Annotated in this window: 14 protein-coding genes and 1 riboswitch; of the genes, 11 read left to right on the top strand and 3 right to left on the bottom strand. The window is 66.5% G+C overall.

Annotated elements, in window-relative coordinates; genetic code table 11:
• The first annotated feature begins 60 nt into the window (after nucleotides 1–60).
• The 6 genes from groL (at nucleotide 61) to RZA67_RS14300 (ending at nucleotide 10,089) form a co-directional block, all read left to right on the top strand.
• Nucleotides 61–1,710, top strand: coding sequence for a chaperonin GroEL (gene groL, locus RZA67_RS14325; protein WP_317213398.1), 1,650 nt, complete (start codon nucleotides 61–63; stop codon nucleotides 1,708–1,710).
• 243 nt (nucleotides 1,711–1,953) lie between these two features.
• Entirely contained in the window at nucleotides 1,954–2,592 is a 639-nt protein-coding gene (locus RZA67_RS14320; protein ID WP_317213397.1) for a response regulator transcription factor, read from the top strand.
• Complete coding sequence (locus tag RZA67_RS14315) at nucleotides 2,567–5,734, top strand: transporter substrate-binding domain-containing protein (RefSeq protein ID WP_317213396.1); 3,168 nt, start codon at nucleotides 2,567–2,569, stop codon at nucleotides 5,732–5,734. The genes RZA67_RS14320 and RZA67_RS14315 overlap by 26 nt, the downstream gene beginning before the upstream one ends.
• Nucleotides 5,735–5,846: 112 nt before the next feature.
• Nucleotides 5,847–6,278, top strand: coding sequence for a DUF1090 domain-containing protein (locus RZA67_RS14310; protein ID WP_317213395.1), 432 nt, complete (start codon nucleotides 5,847–5,849; stop codon nucleotides 6,276–6,278).
• 88 nt (nucleotides 6,279–6,366) lie between these two features.
• A complete protein-coding gene (locus RZA67_RS14305; RefSeq protein ID WP_317213394.1) occupies nucleotides 6,367–8,745 on the top strand; it encodes a fimbria/pilus outer membrane usher protein in 2,379 nt (792 codons plus the stop codon).
• 255 nt (nucleotides 8,746–9,000) lie between these two features.
• Nucleotides 9,001–10,089, top strand: a complete 1,089-nt coding sequence (locus RZA67_RS14300; protein WP_317213393.1) for a 3-deoxy-7-phosphoheptulonate synthase — start codon at nucleotides 9,001–9,003, stop codon at nucleotides 10,087–10,089.
• A gap of 1,614 nt (nucleotides 10,090–11,703) precedes the next feature.
• Here the strand turns inward: RZA67_RS14300 and RZA67_RS14295 are convergent.
• Nucleotides 11,704–12,321 (bottom strand): trimeric intracellular cation channel family protein, encoded by a 618-nt coding sequence (locus RZA67_RS14295; protein ID WP_317213392.1) that lies wholly within the window; start codon nucleotides 12,319–12,321, stop codon nucleotides 11,704–11,706.
• A gap of 82 nt (nucleotides 12,322–12,403) precedes the next feature.
• Nucleotides 12,404–12,506, bottom strand: a riboswitch (glycine riboswitch).
• Between the two features lie 144 nt (nucleotides 12,507–12,650).
• Between RZA67_RS14295 and RZA67_RS14290 the strand changes: the two genes are divergently transcribed.
• Nucleotides 12,651–12,917, top strand: coding sequence for a GIY-YIG nuclease family protein (locus tag RZA67_RS14290; RefSeq protein WP_317213391.1), 267 nt, complete (start codon nucleotides 12,651–12,653; stop codon nucleotides 12,915–12,917).
• 168 nt (nucleotides 12,918–13,085) lie between these two features.
• Here the strand turns inward: RZA67_RS14290 and RZA67_RS14285 are convergent, their stop codons facing one another.
• A complete protein-coding gene (locus tag RZA67_RS14285; RefSeq protein ID WP_317213390.1) occupies nucleotides 13,086–14,378 on the bottom strand; it encodes an NAD(P)/FAD-dependent oxidoreductase in 1,293 nt (430 codons plus the stop codon).
• Nucleotides 14,379–14,489: 111 nt separating this feature from the next.
• Here RZA67_RS14285 and RZA67_RS14280 point away from each other — a divergent pair, with 111 nt between their 5' ends.
• Nucleotides 14,490–15,278 carry an NYN domain-containing protein gene (locus tag RZA67_RS14280; RefSeq protein ID WP_317213389.1) on the top strand — a complete coding sequence of 263 codons (789 nt, stop codon included), beginning with the start codon at nucleotides 14,490–14,492 and terminating at the stop codon, nucleotides 15,276–15,278.
• Between the two features lie 64 nt (nucleotides 15,279–15,342).
• Nucleotides 15,343–15,963: a glutathione S-transferase family protein gene (locus RZA67_RS14275; protein WP_317213388.1), complete on the top strand. Its 621-nt coding sequence runs from the start codon at nucleotides 15,343–15,345 to the stop codon at nucleotides 15,961–15,963.
• A gap of 97 nt (nucleotides 15,964–16,060) precedes the next feature.
• Here the strand turns inward: RZA67_RS14275 and RZA67_RS14270 are convergent, their stop codons facing one another.
• Nucleotides 16,061–18,241 (bottom strand): primosomal protein N', encoded by a 2,181-nt coding sequence (locus tag RZA67_RS14270; protein ID WP_317213387.1) that lies wholly within the window; start codon nucleotides 18,239–18,241, stop codon nucleotides 16,061–16,063.
• Nucleotides 18,242–18,656: 415 nt separating this feature from the next.
• On the opposite strand from RZA67_RS14270, the gene RZA67_RS14265 reads away from it, so the two are divergent.
• Both RZA67_RS14265 and RZA67_RS14260 read left to right on the top strand, forming a co-directional pair.
• Nucleotides 18,657–19,640 (top strand): hypothetical protein, encoded by a 984-nt coding sequence (locus RZA67_RS14265; protein ID WP_317213386.1) that lies wholly within the window; start codon nucleotides 18,657–18,659, stop codon nucleotides 19,638–19,640.
• A complete protein-coding gene (locus tag RZA67_RS14260; RefSeq protein ID WP_317213385.1) occupies nucleotides 19,633–20,202 on the top strand; it encodes a DUF3106 domain-containing protein in 570 nt (189 codons plus the stop codon). The genes RZA67_RS14265 and RZA67_RS14260 overlap by 8 nt, the downstream gene beginning before the upstream one ends.
• Nucleotides 20,203–20,268: the final 66 nt, after the last annotated feature.

The raw sequence follows: 20,268 nt of genomic DNA, 5'->3' as shown, positions 1-20,268 counted from the left end.
TAACTCCATTCCCGTTCAACGCAGCTGGGCCTGGCCCGGCTCCATAAAGAGGTAATCGCAATGTCTGCCAAGGATATTCGTTTCGGTGAAGACGCCCGTTCGCGCATGGTGCGCGGCGTCAACGTGCTCGCCAATGCCGTGAAGGCCACCCTGGGTCCGAAGGGCCGCAACGTCGTGCTGGAAAAGAGCTTCGGTGCTCCGACCATCACCAAGGACGGCGTCTCCGTCGCCAAGGAAATCGAACTGGCTGACAAGTTCGAGAACATGGGCGCGCAGATGGTCAAGGAAGTGGCTTCGCGCACCAATGACGACGCCGGCGACGGCACCACCACCGCCACCGTGCTGGCCCAGGCCCTGATCCGCGAAGGCGTCAAGGCCGTTGCCGCCGGCATGAACCCGATGGACCTCAAGCGCGGCATCGACAAGGCCGTCGTGGCCGCTGTGGCCGAGCTGAAGAACATCTCCAAGCCGACCGCTGACGACAAGGCGATTGCCCAGGTCGGCACCATCTCGGCCAACTCCGACGAGTCGATCGGCAACATCATCGCCGAAGCAATGCGCCGCGTGACCAAGGAAGGCGTCATCACCGTCGAGGAAGGCTCGGGCCTGGAAAACGAGCTGGACGTCGTCGAAGGCATGCAGTTCGACCGTGGCTACCTGTCGCCGTACTTCATCAACAACCAGCAGTCGCAGACCGCTGACCTGGACGATCCGTTCGTGCTGCTGCACGACAAGAAGATCTCCAACGTGCGTGACCTGCTGCCGGTGCTGGAAGGCGTTGCCAAGGCTGGCAAGCCGCTGCTGATCATCGCTGAAGACATCGAAGGCGAAGCGCTGGCCACCCTGGTGGTCAACACCATCCGTGGCATCGTCAAGGTCGTGGCCGTCAAGGCACCGGGCTTCGGCGACCGTCGCAAGGCGATGCTGGAAGACATGGCCGTGCTGACCGGTGGTACCGTGATTTCCGAGGAAATCGGCCTGTCGCTGGAAAAGGCCACCATCAAGGACCTGGGCCGCGCCAAGAAGGTGCAGGTCTCCAAGGAAAACACCACCATCATCGACGGTGCCGGCGAGAAGGCCAACATCGACGCGCGTGTCACCCAGATCAAGACCCAGATCGAAGACACCTCGTCGGACTACGACCGTGAGAAGCTGCAGGAACGTGTGGCCAAGCTGGCCGGCGGTGTTGCCGTGATCAAGGTCGGCGCTTCGACCGAAATCGAAATGAAGGAAAAGAAGGACCGCGTCGACGACGCCCTGCACGCTACCCGTGCGGCGGTGGAAGAAGGCGTGGTGCCGGGCGGCGGCGTGGCCCTGGTACGTGCGGTTGCTGCACTGACCGGCCTGAAGGGTTCCAACGAAGACCAGAACCATGGCATCCAGATCGCCCTGCGCGCGATGGAAGCCCCGCTGCGCGAGATCGTCTCCAACGCCGGCGAAGAGCCCTCCGTGATCGTCAACAAGGTCAAGGAAGGCGCAGGCAACTACGGCTACAACGCTGCCACCGGCGAGTTCGGTGACATGGTCGAGCTGGGCATCCTGGACCCGACCAAGGTGACCCGTTCGGCGCTGCAGAACGCCGCTTCGATCGCCGGCCTGATGATCACCACCGAAGCCATGGTGGCCGAAGCCCCGAAGAAGGACGACGGCGCTGGCGCCGCTGCCGGCGGCATGGGCGGCATGGGTGGCATGGGCGGCATGGACTTCTGATGCGGCCGCCGGCTGCGGCCGGCCTGCTACGAAGCACAGCTGCATGAAAAACCCCGCCGCAAGGCGGGGTTTTTCTTTTGCGGCGCTTGGCCGGTACCGCGCAGATGCGGACCGGTCCGATGGTTCCGCTCTGCGTTTTTGCGTCTCCTGTACGGGTCACGCATGCCTTCGATCGAGAGGGCGTGCGGCGCAACCGTACCTGCCTTCCGGGCGGTACCTGGACTGCTGCCACAGGAGTGCGCCATGTTTCGCATCGGACTAGCCGATGACCATCCTGTCATCCTTGACGCCCTGCAGCGCTGCCTGCAGAGCGATGCATTGCGCGTCGATTTTGCGGTGCGTGCCGGCGAGCAGGTGCTGGAAGCAATGCGTGCGCAGTCCTGCGACGTGCTGGTCACCGACTATGCAATGAACGCTGGCAGCCAGGGGGGCGATGGACTGGCGATGGTGGAGCGGCTGCTGCGGCAGTTTCCCGAGACGCAGCTGATCGTCTTCACCATGCTGCACAATCCGGCGGTATTTGCCCAGCTGCTGGCACTGGGTATCAGCGGCCTGGTGAGCAAGAACGATGAGATGCAGGAGGTAGTGCGCGCGCTGCGTGCGCTGCGCAGTGGCATCGGGCTGCCGTACTGCTCGCCCAGCGTGCGCTCGGCGCTCAGCCATCAGGTGGTGCGGCCAGGGCAGGCGATGCAGGCATTGAGCCAGCGCGAGCTGGAGGTCGTGCGTCTGTTTGCGCAGGGCCACAGCCTGGATGAGATTGCCGGCAACCTCGGCCGTGCCAAGACCACCGTGGCCACGCACAAGAAGAACGCCATGGACAAGCTGGGTGTGCTCAGCAACGCCGAGCTGATCCGCTATGCCTACGAAGCCAGCATCGTCTAGTGCGCTGCGCGGCGTGCTGGTTGCCCTGTTTGCACTGTGGCTGCCGCAGGCGGCACAGGCGGTCGAGCTGCTGCAGCTGCAGAGCCAGGTCGCCCCGACCCGCTTCCAGGCGGAGCTGAGCTCCGAAGACCGCGCGTGGCTGCGCGCCCATGGCGAACTGGTGGTGGGCATCTGGGGCGACGACGTCGCGCCGATCCAGTACCGTTCTGATGCCGGCTGCCTGGAAGGGCTGGCCGCCGACTACCTGACCCTGGTCGGCAACACGCTGGACGTGCCGGTGCGTGCACGCTGGTTTCCCACGCATGCGCAGGCGCTTGCCGCGCTGCGCTCGCACGAGGTCGCGGCGGTCAGCGAATTCTCCGAGCCCGATGACCTGCCCGGCCTGCAGCCGACCGCGCCGTACCTGCAGCCGCCGCTGGCCGTGGTGCGACGCGCCGGCCCGGCGATGGCGGACGAGGGCCTGTTGACCGGGCGCGGCGTGGCTGAGTCCAGCCAGGTGGACGCGTGGAAGCTGCTGGAGCGCCACCCCGACGCCGGCCCCGCGGTGGCCGTGGGATCGTCGTTCCGAGGATTGGAAGACGTTTCCTTGGGGCGGGCCGACTACTACATCGGTGATCTGATCTCGGCTACCTACGCGGTTGAGCAGGGGTGGTTCCTCAACCTGCGCGTGGCTGGGGTGCAGCAGGCCAGCACGCGCTTCCAGTTCATGACCGCCACGGACCGGCCCCAGGTCAAGCGCGTGCTTGACGCCGGCCTGGAGGCGATCCGGCCATGGATGCGCACCAGCATCCTGCGCAGCTGGACCACCGATGCGGCGCAGGACATGGAGGCGACAGGCAGCCTGGCCCTGACCGACGCCGAGCGGCGTTGGATACAGGCCAATCCCGTGGTACGGGTTGCCGTGGACCCGGCCAACGCCCCTTACACCTTCATTGATTCGACAGGTGAGTTCGCCGGCGTCTATGCGGATCTGTTACGCATGGTCGGGCGGCGCACCGGCCTGCGCTTCGAGGTGGTGCCCAACAGCACCATCGCCGGGCTGGAAGCGGACGTGCGCAGTGGGCGCGCGCACATGGAAGCCATGCTCATGCCCACCGCCGAGCGCGAGCGCTTCCTGGACTTCAGCAGCGATGTGGCGCCGGTGGTCTGGGTGCTGGTGGCGCCGCGCCGCAGTGGCGTCATCGAGAACATGGACAGCCTGCGGGGCAAGCGGCTGGCGCTGACGCGCGGGCATGGCATGGCCGACTGGATCCAGGAGCACTACCCCCAGGTGCGGCTGGTCAAGGTCAACACCGCCATCGAGGCCATGGACCGGGTTGCCCGCGGAGAAGCCGATGCGGCGCTGCAGAGCATGGCCACGGCCAGCTACGTCATCGAACGCTACTTCGATCAGCTGCGCATCGCGGGCACCGCCTTTGATCGCCCGCAGATGGCGCGCTTTGGTGTGGGACGCCAGTCGCCGGAACTGCTGGGCATTCTTGATCGCGCGCTGGAAGGCATGTCGCCGGCCGAGCGCGCGGGCATCGCCGCGCGTTGGTTGGCCAACGTCAACTACCCAACCAGTACATGGGAGTCGCTGCGCCGTGTGGTGTTCCGCTGGCTGCCGTGGGCGGTGGGCGGGCTCGCGCTGGCGCTGCTGTGGAACAGCCTGCTGCAGTACCAGATCCGCAGGCGTCGCCAGGCCGAGGCGCAGCTGCGTGCGGCCAAAGACCTGGCCGAACGCGCGAGCGTGGAGAAATCGCAGTTCCTCGCCGAGATGAGCCACGAGATCCGTACCCCGATGAGTGCGGTGATCGGCCTGCTGGAGATGGCCACCCGGCGCGGCCAGGCCGGCCACCTGGACCTCGACTCGCTGCTGCTGGCTGAGCTGTCGGCCAAGGGCCTGCTCGACCTGGTGGGCAATCTGCTCGACCTCGGCAAGATTGAAGCGGGTGAGCTGCAGCTCGCGGTTCGGCCGGTGGCGTTGCGCGCACTGATCGGTGACACCGCCAGGCTGTTCGAGCATGCAGCGCGCAGCAAGGGCGTGCAGCTGCAGCACCACGTCGCCGCTGATGTTCCCGACTGGGTGCTGTGTGATCCGCTGCGGCTGCGCCAGGTGATTTCCAACCTGCTGTCCAACGCGGTCAAGTTCACCCACGAGGGCACGATTGCGCTGACCGCCACGCGCAAGGGCGATCACCTGCACGTGAGCGTGCGTGACACCGGCGTGGGTATTGCCAGCCGGGCGCTGGCAGATGTCTTCGAGCCTTTCCGCCAGACTGATGCAGCGGTCCATGCAGGGGGCGGCACCGGACTGGGGTTGAGCATCGTGCGCCGGTTGCTGGGCTTGATGGGCGGAAGCATCCGCCTGGACAGCACACCAGGACAGGGCACCACCGCCGAGGTCACACTGCCGTGCATTGCTTCGGCCGACCCGGGTCATGCCGAGGTCACGCTGCCGGTGGCCGCCACGCGGCGGCGCGTGCTGGTGGTCGATGACCATCCGATCAACCTCCGCGTGCTTACCGATCAGCTGCAGTGGCTGGGTTACGACGTGGTCCAGGCCAACAGCGCGTCGCGCGCGCTGGACTGCCTGCACCACGATCCTGAGATCGCGCTGCTGTTGACCGACTGTGGCATGCCCGGGATGTCGGGCATGGAGCTGGTCACTGCCGCCCGCACGTGGGAGGCGGCGGGTGCGACGCCGCGCCGGCCGATGATCGGCTACACCGCCAATGCACTTCCTGAAGCACGCCAGGCCTGCGTGGAGGCGGGCATGGATGATGTGCTGATCAAGCCGCTGGACATCACGCAGCTGGGTGCGGTGCTGGCACGCTGGCTGCGCGAACCCACCGCAACGCCGGGCACGCTGACCACGCCGGGTGCACCCCCGTTGAATGCGGACGGCCTTGAGCAGAGTGTGCAGCAGGACATGCAACGGCTGCACGAGGCCTTCGAGGCGCAGCGCTGGCAGGACGTAGCCGAGCTGACCCATCGCCTGCGCGGCGTGGTGGCGTGCACGCGGCCGGATGCCGACCTGGAGCAGGCGTGCCTGGTGCTTGAGCTGCAGGCGCAGCGCGGCTCCCCGATACAAGGCGAGGCCGTGCTTGCTCACTACAGCCGTCTGGCCGACCGCGTGCAGCGCTGGCTGCAGGCTGGCTGAAGCCTGCAACGGCACTCTCGAATCCGTTCTATGCCGCAGGAAAGCCGGGCCCGGCAAAGTACACCTCGTCGGCACACCCGCCGCGCTTTCCCGCTTAACCAAGAGATTTCCCATGAAGAAGATTCTGCTTACCGCCATCGTCCCGGTTGCCCTGCTGATGGGCGGCAACGCCTTCGCCGGCACCCAGAGCTGCGATGCCAAGGTTGCTTCGATCCAGGCGCAGATCGAAGTTGCCAAGCAGTACGGCAACCAGCGCCAGCTGGCTGGGCTGCAGACCGCCCTGGCCCAGGCCAAGGCCCACTGCACCGACGCCGGCCAGGCCAACCGCGCTGAGCAGAAGGTGCGCGAAGCCCAGGAAGACGTGCGCAAGGTGCAGGAAGACGTCCGTGAAGCCGAAGGCAAGCTGCGCGAGGCGCAGGGCCGCAACGATGCCAAGAAGATCGCCAAGGCGCAGGACAAGCTGAGCGAGAAGCAGTTCAAGCTGCGCGAGAAGATGGAAAAGCTGCGTCAGGCACAGGCTGATCTGGCTGCACTGAAGGGCTGATTGCCGCTTCAACTCGAGAGAAGCAGAAAAAGGGGCCATGCCCCTTTTTCTGCGTTGTCGTTCCCGCTGTCATCAAGCAGGTCCCGTCGTGCGTCGTTCGTTTGCCCATGCTGTCCATGGTGTCTCCCTGCTGGCTCCGTTCTGGGTGTTTGCCGCAGCTGCGGCCGTACCTGACCAGAACGGTGCGGCAGCGGATGCGGAGGACGCCATCGAGACCGGCGTGTTTCCGGGCATGACCGTCGCGCCGGTCCGTGTTGGCGTCACCATCAACGGCCATTGGAAGGGCAATTCCTGGCTGCGCATCCGCGACGATGGCCGCCCCTGTGCCCTGGTGTCCCAATGGCTGGAATGGGGTGTGGCGGTCACTGCTCCCTTCGTCCCCGATTCCGACGTTGCCGGGCATGAACGCTGCGTCGTGCCGGATCGACCCGCGCCACGCATCGTGGCAGGTACCGGGGCCGATATCGCGCACAGGGCCAGCGAGGAGGCAGAGCGCGATGATGAGGATGATGACGATGATGATGACGAACCGGTGGTGCGGGTCCGCTTCGATGCCCAGCATCACCAGCTGAAGATCACCGCAGACGATGCAGTGATGAGCCGCGCACGCGGTGACGTGCCATTCTCCCGCCACGACAACGGCATCAATGCGGTGCGCCTGGATTACCAGGTCAGTGCGCTGCAGACGACCTTGTCCGACGACTGGGAGGCTTCACGCCGGCGCCAGACCGCGGTGTACGCCACGTTGAGCCCGGGCGTGAACATCGGCGCGTGGCGCGCGCGCTCCACCGTGCAGTACACCCGCGACGGCAGCGTGGGACTGGACGGGCGTCCGGAGCCGCGTTGGCGGCACGACACCAGCTACGTGACGCGCGATATCGGACGGCTGCGCAGCCGGGTGACGCTCGGCCAGACCTATACCGACGCGCTGCTGTTTGACAGCCTGCCGTTCACCGGCGCCAAGATGGCCTCCGAAGACAGCCTGCTGCCGGACTATCTGGAAGCATTCACCCCGGTCGTGCGTGGTTACGCCAAGGGCAATGCGCAGGTGCTGATCCGGCAGAACGGTGTGCTGTTCTATCACACCACCGTGGCGCCCGGTCTGTTCGTGCTCTACGACGTGCGACCGCCGGCCTCATCGGGCGATATCCGTGTCACCGTGCAGGAAGCCGACGGCAGCGAACACGTCTCGACCGTGCCCTACACGGCGATGCCGCTGCTTACCCACAGCCGGACCATGAAGTACGCGGTCAACGCCGGGCGCTATCGGCCATTGCTGGGCAAGGACTATCCAGACGCGGGCTTTGTCCAGGCGACTGCCGGCTACGGTCTGCCCGGCAAAGTGAGCTTGTTCGGCGGTCTGCTGGCCAGCCGCGACTACCGTGCTCACGCTGCAGGGGTGGGTTGGGACCTGGACATCGCCGGCGCCGTCTCGCTGGATGTCACCACTTCGCAGGTGGTGAAGGACATCGTCGAAAACCGGGGGCGGCAATGGCGGATGCGCTACGCCAAATCGTTCGCACGCAGTGGTACCGGCATCAGCGTCGACTACCGGCGTTACGACCGCGGGCACTACCGCACGCTGGAGTCGAACTTCGCGCGCGATGCACAGTTCGATTTCTGGGCCGACCTCGTCGGTCCCGACGAGGCGGATGACTGGGTCAAGGAAATCAAGCCGCGCGACCAGCTGCGGCTGGAGTTCAAACAGAACGTCGGCGATACCGGCAGCCTGTACGCCACGCTCGGCCACCAGCGCTATGCTGACGACACGCCCACGCGCAGCAGCGCGCAGGTGGGCCTGACCTGGTACGGCGAACGGTTCGACCTCGACGTGCAGGCCAACCACACCCGCAGCCGCGTGCTGAAGCAGACCTCGGCACAGCTGACGCTCTCGGTGCCTTTTGGCGGCGGCAGTGGCACCACACAACGCTATGCGTTCAGCGCCGAGCGCGATGAGGAAGGAAAGACCACCTGGGATCACCGCGTCACCGGTTCGGCGCTGGCCGACTACCGCCTGAACTACACGCTCAGCCAGCAGCGTGACTCCACCGCACCCGGCCAGCACACCGACAGTGCGCGGGTGAGCTACCAGGCCGACGCCGCCCGCTGGAGCCTGGGCTACAGCCATTCCGCCGAGCGCCAGCGCGCCGATGCCAGCCTGGAGGGCAGCATCGTGGCGTGGTCGCGCGGGGTGGTGCTGGGCCAGCCATTGGGCGATACGGTCGGCATCATTGAAGCGCCCGGCTTCCGCCACAGCGCGGTGGATGGCCAGCTGGCCACGCGCACCGATGCACGCGGCCGTGCCATCGTGTCCTACCTGACCCCCTATCGCGTCAACCGTCTGGGCCTGGACAGCCTGGAGATGGGAGACACCTACGACTTCGACAGCCTGTACCGCGAAGTGGTGCCGACCTACGGCGCCATCCTGATCGTGCCGATCAAGCCGGAACCGATGCCGGCGCTCTGACGCATGCGTTCACGACCGCTGTTGCCGTTGCGCATGAAACTGTTGGCGCTTGCAGAACCCTGTGCTATCAATACAACCCATGAACGCACACCGCGCCAGCTTTTACTTCTGGTATTACTTTCCGAAGCCACTGGCGGAGGAAGGATTGCGCTCACCCTGAAGAAAGTTTCAGACGCATTCCCGAAAGCCGCCAGCGAACCTGGCGGCTTTTTTCATGTCGCCACGCTGGGGCACCCCCACAAACGGAGAACCCCCATGGCCCCGCACACCGACGACCTTCGCATCCGCAACATCCAACCCCTGACCCCGCCTGCACAGTTGCTGGCCATGCTGCCCTGTGACGAGCAGGCATCGGATACCGTGGCTGCCTCGCGCGCTGCACTGCATGCCATCCTGCATGGTCAGGACGATCGGCTGGCCGTGGTGGTGGGTCCCTGCTCGATCCACGACCCGGTAGCGGCGATGGAGTACGCGCAGAAGCTCAGGCCGCTGCGCGAAGCGCTGGCCGGGGAGCTGGAGATCGTCATGCGCGTCTACTTCGAAAAGCCGCGCACCACCGTGGGCTGGAAGGGACTGATCAACGACCCCGACCTGGACGGCAGCTTTAACATCAACAAGGGCCTGCGCGTGGCGCGCGGCCTGTTGCGTGACATCAACAAGCTCGGGCTGCCGGCAGGTGTCGAGTTCCTCGACGTCATTTCCCCGCAGTACATCGCCGACCTGGTGGCGTGGGGTGCAATTGGTGCCCGCACCACCGAGAGCCAGGTGCACCGCGAGCTGGCCTCCGGCCTGTCGTGCCCGGTCGGGTTCAAGAACGGTACCGACGGCAACATCAAGATCGCTGCCGATGCGGTGGGTGCGGCGTCCAACCCGCATCACTTCCTGTCGGTCACCAAGCAGGGCGGCACGGCCATCGTCTCCACCGCCGGCAACCCGGACTGCCATGTCATTCTGCGCGGTGGCAAACAGCCGAACTACGATGCCGACAGCGTGGCCGACGCCTGCCAGGTGCTGGCAAAGGCCGGCCTGCCAACCCGCCTGATGGTCGATGCCAGCCACGCCAACAGCCTGAAGAACCCGGACAACCAGCCCAAGGTGATCGATGACATCGCCCGCCAGCTGGAAGACGGGCAGCAGCGCATCGTCGGTGTGATGATCGAAAGCAATCTGGTCGGTGGGCGCCAGGAACTGGTGGCGGGCCAGCCGCTGGTGCACGGCCAGAGCATCACCGACGGCTGCATCGACTGGGCCAGCACCGAGCAGGTGCTGCAGCGTCTGGCCGACGCGGTGCGCACGCGTCGCACCGCCCAGTGCGTGGTGGTGGAAGCAGACAAGGCCGCCTGAGCGCGGCAGAGGTGTGGATGGCGGCTTGCAGCCTGCGGGGGCGCAGCCGCGATCGGCGGTGACCGGAGTTGGAGGTCACCGCATCTACACCGGCGATGCGCCTGGCGCTGTGCGAACACGCCAGCGCCAGGTACATCGCCGGGGTGGAAGAATGAGCAGTTCAGCCACTTTGCGGTTCGCACCGCGTTCCGGTTGGACGTACTCCAGCCGTGGCGCATCAAGCCCCTGTCGCAGCGCTCGGGCGTGTCGCCGCCGAGCCCATTTTATCCGCAGTCCGAATGCAGCGCACACTCCGGTGCGCCGCCGGTTGCCGCCGCGGCAAACGGCGCGTGACATGGAGCCTTTCAGGCTTCTGGACGCGCCGCGATGGGGAAAGGAAAGCATGCAAGCGCACTGCGCACGCAGTGCGCTCTCGCCGCACTGCTGCTGGCAGCCGGAAGTGCTGCAGCCGAACAGGTGGGGGAACGTTGGCGTGCCAACGGCTCGCGCAACAACGGAACCGAGCGCGCTAAAAGATGACCTGTGAAATTCCAGCACCACGTGTGAAGTTTTATACGCAGAGAGACGAGGCATCATTTTTTGAGAGGTTGCAGTCGTTGCCTGCAGTTACTGGTATCCAGGGTGAGGGGAGGGTGATTTACATCTCAGTGTGTGAGGAGGAATTGGACTACGAGCAAGTCATGGAGTTGATAGCCGTATTCTCGCGTTACAACGTCGGTCTGCATAATCTCAGAGTCTTGAATACCAGACAGTTCCCTTGGCTTCTCGAAAGTGACGCGTTCTGGTACGAAGAGATGTTCGGCTCAAACGTCTGACGGCGCGGCTGTTGACAAAGAATATGCAGGGCTGCCAAACGAGATTACTTTGGCCGAGAAATCTCATGGAGACCATGGTAGGGGGTGGGAGGAAGGGCAGCCCGGAAATCGACGCGTCAGGTCCTGGCGCAGGCGCATCGGCAGGCATCGGCGCCCAGGTATCAGGCGGCCTACAAATGTGCGAAACGAGGTATTGGTGCTCGCAGTGAGGAAAAATCCGTATGAAGACGCGAAGCTGAGAAGGTACGTCTTGGTGTTCTTGACTGCAATGGCAGGGATGGGGGTGCCGGTTGGGTTGGATATGCTTTTCTCGATCAAGCTTCCTATCGTGGTGGACTTCGCATTTTGGCTCGTTGCTGCGTCAACAATTGTGCTCTGCTGCGCTCATGTCTGGGAGACATACTTAAGCGCTCACTGCCGGAGTGGTTCGAAACGCTCGAAGTGAGGTCGATCACCAGCGCTCCTCATCGTGATGGCACCGCTGTTCCAGAAGTCGTATCCATGGCCCGGGGAGGGTGATTTGCATTTCAGTGTGCGAGGAGGAACTTGACGACGAGCAGGTCATGGAGTTGATAGCCGTGCTATAGAGGGTTGGTCTGCACAGGCTCAGCGGAACAAATGCCGCCTGCTTCCCTTGGCTCCGCGAAACGCGATGCATTTCTGGTGCGAAGAGATGTTCGGTCCCACCGGGTGATCGCGCCGGCACTCTGAAGTTCTTCGGAACTGCGAAACAACGTCACTGCCACCACCACCATGGGTCGCTCTGCACAGAGTCCCCCGTCGGAAGCGCGTGTCGCCCTCAGTGCACTTCGTCGTGGTAGACGAACTTGGGCATTTCCCAGCGGTAATGGATGGCCAGCAGGCGCAGCGCGAAGCCGCCGCCCAGGCAGCACAGGATGGCGGTGGCATCGGTCACGCCCCAGTGCAGCAGCAGCAGGTAGGCCGCGCCGGTGAGCAGCGAGATGATGGCGTAGAGTTCTTTCTGGAAAATCAGCGGTACCTCGTTGCAGAGGATGTCGCGCAGCACGCCGCCGAACGCCCCGGTGAGCATGCCGGCGATGAGCACGATGGGCATCGCGTGGCCTGCGTCACGGGCGATGCTGCAGCCGATCAGGGTGAAGGCGATCAGCCCCAGCCCATCAAGCACAAGAAACGTGCGGCGGAAGTGGTGCATCCAGCGCGCGACCCAGGTGGCGATGAGCGCTGCGCATACGGTGAAGCCGAGATACTCCGGATGCTGCACCCAGCCCAGCGGATAGTGGCCGAGCAGGATGTCGCGCAGCGAGCCGCCGCCGAGCGCGGTGACACAGGCAATCATCACCACGCCGAACAGGTCCATGCGGCGGCGGCCGGCAGCAAGCGCGCCGGTCATGGCTTCGGCGGAAATGGCAATGAGGTAGATGATGGACAACAACATGGGCAGGCTCCGGATGCGGTGAGGCCGGCCATGCCATGCACCCCGCGGCCTGCGCAGCGGAGAAGCAGGGATGGACCGGTGCCGCTCCCGCTGTCCTTTTGCCTGAGAGTTCAGCGGCGTGGCCGCGTGCCCCTTCGGCGGATCATCGCGGGCGTGCCCGGTGACCTCTCTCCAGCTCGGCGTGTCGAATGCATGGTTGATGGGGTTCCACCCCACCGGCCTGAGCGATCATGGGAGCCTGCGCCTTCGGCGGGCGCCCGCGTGGCGCCTCTCTCCTGCATTCGGCCCGCAGTGTAACCGCTGCAGTGCAACAAAGGGATAATGCGCCGATGGCCCGTTCACCCGCTCCCTGGTTTCTTTACCTGCTTGAATGCCAGGACGGCAGCTATTACGCGGGCATCAGCACCGATGTGCAGGCGCGCTTTGCCGCCCACGTGGCCGGCAAGGGGGCACGTTACACCCGGGCACGGCCGCCGTTGCGCGTGCTGGCGTGGCGGCAGTATCCCGACCGTGCCAGCGCGTCGCGCGCCGAATGGGAGCTCAAGCGCCAGCCCCGTGCGCGAAAGCTGGCGTGGCTGCAGAGGCCGGTACCGTAACGCCGGGCGCTGCCCGGCGAGCGCGCAGCGCGGCGGGGTTGCCGGTGATCTGTCACGGGTAGAGCCGACCCGACGGTCGGCTCACCGCGCGCAGCGCGGCGGGTTATCGCTATCTATCCGGAGAGCAGCCGACCATGGGGTCGGCTCCACGCGACGGGGGGATGACCATCATCCGGGTCCGGAGGTATACGGTCGGCGGTCGTCGCGGTCGTTGCCGAAGATGATCCGCGCGCTGCGCTGGTAGCTCCAGTACGCGACGGCCCAGTTCAGCAGCACCACGATGCGGTTGCGGAAGCCGATCAGGAAAAACACGTGGGCAGCCAGCCAGAACCACCAGGCCAGCACACCCGACAGCTGCAGCTTGCCCAGGTGCACGATGGCGGCCATGCGGCCGATGGTGGCCAGGTTGCCGTAGTCGGCGTACGTGAATGCGCCCGGCTCGGCTTTGACATGCAGGCGCGCCCGGACGGTGTCAGCCACATGCCTGCCCATCTGCTTGGCCGCCGGTGCAACGCCCGGTACCGGGCGTCCGTCGGCCTGCTGAAGTGCGGCCAGGTCGCCGGCGACGAAAACCTCCGGGTGTCCGGGAATGGTCAGGTCAGGCTCCACCAGCACGCGCCCGGCGCGGTCCAGCGGCACCTCAAGTGCACGGCCCAGCGGCGAAGCGGCCACGCCGGCGGCCCACACCACCGTGCGCGCCGGCACGAAGGTGTCGCCCAGCTGGAAGCCCTTGTCGTCGATGTGGCTGACCGGCGTGCCGGTCAGTACTTCAACGCCGAGCTTCTCCAGCTGACGGCGGGCTTTCAGCGACAGCACCTCGGGGAAGCTGGAGAGCACCCGCGGGCCGGCTTCCACCAGACGCACCTTGGCCGAGGCCGGGTCGATATGGCGGAACTCGTTGCGCAGCGTGTGCCTGGCAATCTCCGCCAGGGTGCCGGCCAGCTCGACACCGGTAGGGCCGCCGCCGACAATGGCAAAACTCAGCCACGCCGCTTTCTTTTCCGGGTCTGGTTCGGCCTCGGCGCGCTCGAAGGCCAGCAGCAGTTTGCGGCGCAGCGCGATGCCATCATCCAGTGTTTTCAGGCCCGGCGCGTCCGCTGCCCATTCGTCGTGCCCGAAGTAGGCATGGGTGGCGCCGCTGGCCAGCATCAGCGTGTCATAGGGCACCGCACTGCCATCAGCCAGCTGAATCTGCCGGGCGTGCTTGTCGATGGAGACCACCTCGCCCAGGCGCACTTCCACATTGCGCTGGTGGCCGAGGATGTGCCGCAGTGGTGCGGCGATGTCCGGTGCCGAGAGGCCCGCCGTAGCCACCTGGTAGAGCAGCGGTTGGAACAGGTGGTGGTTGCGGCGGTCGACCAGGGTGATGCGGATGCGTTCGCCGGCCAGGGCGCGGGTGGCCCAGAGACCGGCAAAACCGCCGCCGACGATGACCAGGTGGGGGATGCTGTCGCGGCTCATCGGCACGCTCCTGCAGGGTGGTGGGGGCGCCGCCGATGATCGCATGTCGCATGCACCGATGACGTGTGGGACGATGGGGCCAGCCAGCTTTCCGTCATCTGTGGAGTGGTCATGAGCGAACCGGAAAAACGTATTGCCTTGTTGATCGACGCTGACAACGCGCCGGCCTCGAAGATCGATGAAGTGCTGGCCGAGGTCGCTCGTTACGGCGTGGCCAACGTCCGCCGCGCCTACGGCAACTGGAAAAGCCCACGGCTCAAAGGCTGGGAAGCGGTACTGCACGAATATGCGATCCGTCCGATCCAGCAGTTCGCCTACAGCCGGGGCAAGAACGCCTCGGACATGGCGATGGTCATCGATGCGATGGACATGCTTTACGCGCGCAACCTCGATGGCTTTGCGATTGTCTCCAGCGATGCTGATTTCACCCCGCTGGTGATGCGCCTGCTGACCGATGGCGTCAAGGTGTATGGATTTGGCGAAAAGAAAACGCCGGAGGCGTTTGTGAACGCCTGTTCGAAGTTCACCTACCTTGAAGCCCTTGGGCAGAACCATGCGGTCGTGCCCGAGCCCGAGGCCGATGCGAACCAGGAGCCTGTCGTGCAGGGCAACGGCGGCGACGAGGCGCGTCCGCGCAAGAGTGGGCCGGAAATGCGCAGCGACACCCGGCTGGTGAAGATGCTGCGCCGTGCGGTGGCCTCGGCCGAAGCGGACGATGGCTGGTCGCACCTGGGGCCGGTGGGCAGCCAGATCGGCAACCAGGCCTCGTTTGATTCGCGTAACTATGGCTACGGCAAGCTGAGCGACCTGTTGGCCGCCATCGGGCTGTTCGAGCTGAAGAAGGACGGCAAATCAACCTATGTGCGGCCGCTGCCGAAGAAGGGCGGCAAGCCGGCGTGAGCCGATGGGCGTATGGTAGCGGCACCGCGCCGGTCGCCGGCGCTTTTCGGGTGATGGAAGAGCCATGTTGAAGATCTGGGGCCGGCGCAATTCGAGCAACGTGCGCAAGGTCATGTGGTGCGCCGAGGAGATCGGCCTGCCTTATGAATCCATTGAAGTCGGTGGCAGTTTTGGCGGCACCCAGTCGCCGGAATACCAGGCGATGAACCCCAACGGGTTGGTCCCTGTCATCGAGGACCATGGGCTTACGGTGTGGGAGTCCAATGCGATCGTGCGCTACCTCTCGGCGCGCTATGCGCTGGGCACACTGTATCTGGAAGATCCGGTGGCGCGCGTGCAGGGCGAGAAGTGGATGGACTGGAGCACCTCGCGGATGGCGCCGCTGTACAGCGAGCTGATCTGGGGTGTGATGCGCACGGCACCGGCTGACCGCGACGAAGTGCGGATCAACGCGGCGCTGGTCAAGGCCGGTGATCTGCTGAAGATGGCCGATGCCGCGTTGGCCCAGCAGCCGTGGCTGTCCGGCGAGCACTTCGCGATGGGCGATATCCCGCTCGGTTCGCTGGTCTACGCGTGGTTCGAAATGCCGATCCAGCGCCCGGACCTGCCACACCTGGCGGCCTGGTATGCACGCCTGCGCGAGCGGCCGGCCTACCAGCGCGGTGTGATGACGCCGATGAGCTGAAGCGGGCGCCGTACCAGGTGCGTGACGACCAACGGTCGTCACCTACCGGGCTCCGTAGTGCCGGGCTCTGCCCGGCACCTTCCACCCGCTCCCGGGTTCAGTACAGATCGACCGGGTCCACGTCCAGCGACCAGCGTACGCGACGAGCCTCCGGCAGCGCGTACAGCTGCGGCACCAGCTGGCCGAGCACACCATGCAGGGCAGGGCGCTGCGCGCTCGACAGCAGCAGCTGGGTGCGCTGGTAGCCGGCACGGCGCGGCATCGGTGCCGGCATCGGGCCAAACACGTCCAGCTGCTCCGGCTGACCGACCAGCCGGCGCGCCGCAAGCAGAAAGGCATTGGCCTGCTCGACCTGCTGGGCCTCGGCCCGCAGCAGCGCCAGATGCGCGAACGGCGGAAAGCCGGCAGCCTGCCGCTGGTTGAGCTCGACCTGCGCGAAGGGGTGGTAGCCACCGCTGACCAGCGTTTCCAGCAGTGGGTGGCCGGGGTGATGGGTCTGCAGCCAGACCTCGCCGGGGTCACGGGCGCGGCCGGCGCGACCGGCAACCTGGATCAGCTGCTGGGCCAGTTTCTCGCCTGCGCGGAAGTCGGCCGAGAACAGGCCTTCGTCGATGCCGACCACCACCACCAGGGTCAGTTTGGGCAGGTCGTGCCCCTTGGCGAGAATCTGCGTGCCGACCAGGATGCCAGGCTGTTCGCCGAGCCGGGCCAGCTGCTGTTCCAATGCATCGCGCCGCGCGGTGGTCCCGCGGTCGATGCGCACCACCGGCACCTGCGGGAACGCCTGGACCAGATGCTCTTCCAGCCGTTCGGTGCCGATGCCCTGCGGCTGCAGCGCCAGGCTGCCGCAGGCCGGACAGGCCAGCGGCGCCGGCTGGCGTGCGCCGCAGTGATGGCACTGCAGACGACGCCCGCCGCCGTGCACGGTCATTGGTGCATCACAGCGCTGGCAGGGCGCGGTCCAGCCACAGTCGTGGCACAGCAGCACCGGCGCATAGCCGCGCCGGTTCTTGAACACCAGTACCTGCTGGCCGGCGGCGATGTGCTGGCCGATGCCGTCGAGCACTTCAGGCGAGAGTCCGTCGCGCAGCGGGCGCTTGCGCACGTCGAGAATGCGCACGCGTGGCGGTCGCGCCTCGCCGGCGCGCTGCGTCAGACGCAGGTGGGTGTAGCGGCCTGCGTGGGCATTGTGCAGCGTCTCCAGCGAGGGGGTGGCACTGCCCAGCAGCACCGCAATGCCCAGTGCCTTGGCTCGCACCAGGGCGAAGTCGCGTGCGTGGTAGCGGATGCCATCCTGCTGTTTGTAGCTGGTGTCGTGTTCCTCATCGACGATCAGCAGCCCCGCTTCAGGCAGCGGCGTGAACACCGCCGAGCGGGTGCCGACGATCACCCGCGCTTCGCCGCGCGCGGCGGCGGCCCACACGCGTGCGCGCTCGTTGTCGTTAAGCCCCGAGTGCAGCGCGTGCACCGGGATGCCCAGCCGACCGCGGAAGCGTGCAAGCGTCTGCGGCGTCAGCCCGATTTCCGGCACCAGCACCAGCGCCTGACGGCCCTGGGCCAGGCAGGCGATGATCGCCTGCAGGTACACCTCGGTCTTGCCGCTGCCGGTCACGCCATCGAGCAGGAAGGGCTGGAAGCCGCTGCGCGCGGTGATGGCCGCAACGGCCGCCGCCTGCTCGGGGTTGAGCATCGGGCCGGGCAGGGGCTGGGCCTGCTGCGGCGCCACGTTCAGCGCCACCCGTTCCACCAGCCCGCGCTTTTCCAGGCTGCGCGCCGCGCTGCGCCATTCGTCCATGCGCGCGGCAATCACGGTTTCGTCCACCACCGCCTGCCCCAACAGCTCGGCCAGCCGGCGCGGGCGGCTGCCGGCGCGCAGGCTGTCGCGCTGGCTGTGGCCGGCCTCTGTCAGCTGCCAGCCCCAGTGATGGGTGTCCGGCAGCGGCTCACCCTTGCGCAACGGGCCGGGCAGGGCGGTGGAGAGCACTTCGCCGAGCGGCGCATGGGTGTAGCGCGCCAGCCACTGCAGGTTGCTCCAGAGCTCGCCCTTCAGCAGGGGGGCGCTGTCCAGCCAGGCCAGTGCCTGGCGCAGGCCGTCAGCAGTGTCCGCATGCCCGGTGTCGACCACCACGCCAACCAGCTCGCGTGGGCCGAACGGCACCTGCACCCGGGAGCCCACGGCCTCGACCGGTCGCAGGCCGGTGGCAGGGGGGAGATAGTCGAATACCTGCGGCAGGGGAACCGGCAGGGCCACGCGCAGCGTCTGAACAGGGGGAGCCATGGGGCCAGTGTACCGGGCACCATGACAGCTTCGTCCGCCTGTTCACCGATGCGATGACGGGTCGTGATCCGCTTGAACCCGAGCTAAATATCCGTGGGGCTTGAATATTCAGGGTTATCCACAATTTTTGTGGATAAGTCTGTGTGTTAGCGCGTGCTGGAATGCCGGATGGCCGATTGCGTCATGGTCTACCTTTTCATGGCTAAAAAATGACCATCCAGTAAAGTGTATGTAAATCAACAGGATACGGATGACGGCGCGCTGAAAAGCGGCGCGCGCTGGTTCCGGCAGAGCGCGCCAGGCGGTGCTGCGTGGTGCTGTGCACAACCTGCAGCACGAAGTGCGTTCAAGCGCAAGTCTTCCGCGCGCCTTGGTGACAGCCGTTATCATCTGGCGTGAATTCCAGGAGTACCCGATGACGGCTGCGTCCGCCCCAAGTTCTTCAACCGCGGCCGGTGCATTGTCGGCGTTCCTGCGAGGCGTCGAGCGACGCGCCCTGGTCGTGGCCGAGCTGCAGACCGGCAACCCGGCGCGTGCCGAACAGGCACTGGTGGCCGTGATGCGCGCCTTCGCCGCCGTTGCCAGCGACCTGCCGATGGCACAGTGGCCGCCGCGCTTCTGGGCGCTGCTCGCCGCGCGCCAGGCGCTGCGCGAGACCCCTGACGGGCAGTGGGCAGGTGCGCTGCAGCACCTGGGCACGCTCACCCCGCCAGTACGGTTGGCCCTGCTGCTGCGCATCGGCGCCGGGCTGGACGAGGACGCCGCCGCACGCATCCTCGACGCCAGCGCCGAGGACTACCAGCACGCGTTGGCAGTTGCCTGTCCGCGTGATGCGGCGGGGATGCCCGACGCCCAGGGCTGGCGCCACCTGGCCGAGCAGGTCCAGCAACGCATCCGCGAGCTGCCGGCCCAGCGCCTGAAGGAACTGCAGCAGCCGGTAGCGCCCCAGATCCAGGAAAGTGCCCCCGGCTCCTGGCGTACGCCGGAACGCGAGCCCGCCCCGGCCAGCAGGGGCAGGCGTCGGCGGCCCGGTCCGCGACGCTGGCGCGGCCCGGTGATCCTGCTGGCCACGGTGGCGGTGCTGCTGGTGGCCGCGCTCGGTTGGCGCCACTGGCAGGGACGCGCCCCCGGCGCCGCTGGCGGCAGCAGCGAGTCGATGGAGATCGCCGTCGAACCGTTGTCGCAGGACGCGCCGGACGTTGCGCCGGCCGGGGTCGATCCGATGGCCGCCGACGACGCAGCCATGCTGGCCGACCCCGATTTCCCGCAGGTGGCCGACGCCGATCTGCACGCATGGTTTGCCGCCGGCGGGCCCCTGCCGGTGGACGAGTCGCAGCCCAAGCCCAGCCGTCCCGAACCTGCCACCGCCGCACTGGAAACCTCCGCCGCCGATGAATAAGCCTCTGCTGCTGATACTCGGCCTGTCCGTGGCCGTGACCGCCCAGGCCAGTCCCGACCGCAACGTCATTCCGCTGCCGGCCGCCAAGCCGGCCACGGTGGGTGCACCAGCGCCGGCGGCCGCGCCGGCGTGGAGCCAGCTCAGCGAGGCGCAGCGGCGCCAGCGTCGTGCCGACCATGCCGCGTGGCGCGCGCTGAGCGAAGCCGAGCGCGACCGCGTACGCCAGGCTGCCGCCCGTTTCGCTGCATTGCCGCCAGCACAACAGCAGAGCCTGCGTGAGCAGTTCGCTGCGCAGGACCAGTCGTTCCGCGATGGCTGGCGTCTTGGGCCACTGCTGGGCGAGTACTACAGCCGCCTGCAGGGGCTGTTCGGATTCCTTCCTGTCGAGCAGCGTGAGCCCACCTTGGCTCTGCTGCGGCAGCTCAGCCGGACCCAGGTGGCGCAGTTGGCCCTGGTCGCCCAGCGCACACCGCCCACCCAGCGCGACGCGGTACGCACTGCGTTTCTGGCCGTGCCAGCGGCACAGCGCGATGCCTGGCTGAAGCAGCAGGTCGGCGAGTAAACCCGGGCTGGCCGCCGTATCGGCGAAGCATGACCATGGCCGCGGTGCTCCGGTAAGATGGCGCAC

Source organism: Stenotrophomonas sp. C3(2023) (assembly GCF_032911385.1).
In the GTDB taxonomy this organism is placed as follows: domain Bacteria; phylum Pseudomonadota; class Gammaproteobacteria; order Xanthomonadales; family Xanthomonadaceae; genus Stenotrophomonas.
The sequence above is the reverse complement of the archived record's forward strand: the minus strand, read 5'-3'. Positions and strand labels throughout refer to the sequence as shown.